Genomic DNA, 1,767 nt, shown 5'->3' with positions numbered 1-1,767 from the left:
TAGACCACCGCTACCCCGGTGTGCCCCATATTGTGATGCACGAGGTCTCGGTGGGCACCCCTTTGGTGCTTAAGGATGGGAGTCGTGTGGAGCCCATCCGCGTGATGCATGGTAAGCTCCCAATAGTAGGTTACCTATTCGATAAATTGGCTTATGTCACCGATTGTAAAACCTTACCAGAGGAGACGATGGAGCGACTCAAAGGCATTCCTACCCTCGTGATCAATGCCCTGCGGCTCTATGAACACCCTGCGCACATCACCCTCCAAGAAGCGCTCCATTTCATTGAGGAGATAAAGCCCCAAAGAGCCTATCTTACTCACTTTGCTCATACCTTTGGCACGCACCAAGAGATCGAGAAGATGTGCCCCGAGGGGGTCTTCCCAGCCTACGACCGCTTGGAGCTGACCTTCTAAAGCAATATGAAGTCGCTCAACAGCCAAATACGCACTATCGCTATGGAGATGGGGGTCGATGCGGTCGGTTTTGCCCCTATTGCCCAGGTGGCGGATAGCGAAATAGCAAGGTATAAAAATTGGCTATCGCACGGCAACCACGCTGGTATGTCCTACCTAGAGCGATATATGGAGCAACGACAGCACCCCCGGTTGCTTTTACCCCAAGCCTCCTCGGTCATCATCTTGGCAGTTAGTTATTACCCCCCACAGAGGCAAGATGCAACGGCACCAAAAGTGGCTAAATATGCCCTCGGTCGAGACTATCATAAGGTGATGAAACGATTGCTCTTGGGGCTTGCCGATCGAATCCATTCTGAGGTTGCACCCCATACCTATCGGGCAATGGTAGACACCGCTCCCTTCCTGGAGCGGTATTGGGCTGAGCAGTCGGGGATCGGCTTTATCGGCCATCATCGCAACCTCATTGTACCGGAGGTGGGGAGCTTCCTATTCCTTGGGGAATTGCTGACCTCCCTCAGGTTGGAAAGCGACCAAAGTTGCTCCCACTCCTGTCACGATTGCCAAAGGTGCCTCAAGGCATGCCCCACAGGAGCCCTCACCGAGGAGGGGCTGAATGCCCACCGATGCATCAACTATCTTACCATAGAGCATCGAGGTGCTATTCCATCAGAGCTGGCACAGCGGTTCGGACGTCGATTTTACGGTTGTGATACCTGTCAAGATGTCTGCCCCTACAACCAATCTCCTAAGCCCGCCTCGCTATTCACCCCCTTCCCACAGCTCCTCCACCTCGATCGGAAGGACCTTGAGGAGCTCGATGAAAAGCATTACGCTACCATCTTCTATGGTACCGCAATGACGAGGGCAAAGCTCCCTGAGATGCAACGAAATACCGAAGTATACTTATCCAATAACCCAGAATGAAGAAAATACTATTCATACTGCCCGAACTCTTCGACTCCCCTTAGATCTATTAAAGAAGGCACCGTCATGATTTCTGAGCATCTGTGATTTAATAGTATTAGAGAATTAATAAAGGCTACACTCAATTTTGGGTGTAGCCTTTAATTTATCTGTAGAACAAAGCTGTACTGCTTAGTGGTCGTGTTCTTGTCCCTCTTTCATAGTGACGTGTATGGTTCCCTTTGGATGCTCTATAGGAGCATAGATGCTGTACGGTTTCATCGGCTTGTCACCGATGTTTTTCAAAAAGAACAAGCTAGCAATGATAACTATTTTAATATGAAGCAAATGCTTAAAAGACTTTGGGCTCAACCATTGTAAAATATGCCTGTAGTGATTTGCCCTTGAAATAAGGTAGTAACCCAAAAAGTGTGTAAGGCAGAAT

Annotated in this window: 2 protein-coding genes; both read left to right on the top strand. The window is 49.3% G+C overall.

Features of this window, described 5'->3' with window-relative positions; genetic code table 11:
- Nucleotides 1-416, top strand: a 416-nt coding sequence (locus tag QVO39_RS07595; RefSeq protein WP_288171921.1) for an MBL fold metallo-hydrolase, incomplete at its 5' end; no start/stop codon positions are given.
- 6 nt (nucleotides 417-422) lie between these two features.
- The gene (queG, locus tag QVO39_RS07590; protein ID WP_021903664.1) at nucleotides 423-1,343 is read left to right on the top strand and encodes a tRNA epoxyqueuosine(34) reductase QueG; all 921 of its coding nucleotides are present in this window, start codon (nucleotides 423-425) and stop codon (nucleotides 1,341-1,343) included.
- The last annotated feature ends 424 nt before the right edge of the window (nucleotides 1,344-1,767 follow it).

It is taken from the genome of Porphyromonas sp. CAG:1061, from assembly GCF_000435035.1.
Classification (GTDB): Bacteria; Bacteroidota; Bacteroidia; order Bacteroidales; family Porphyromonadaceae; genus Porphyromonas_A; species Porphyromonas_A somerae.
Note: the sequence above shows the minus strand (reverse complement) of the source record. Positions and strands in the feature narration are given on the sequence as shown.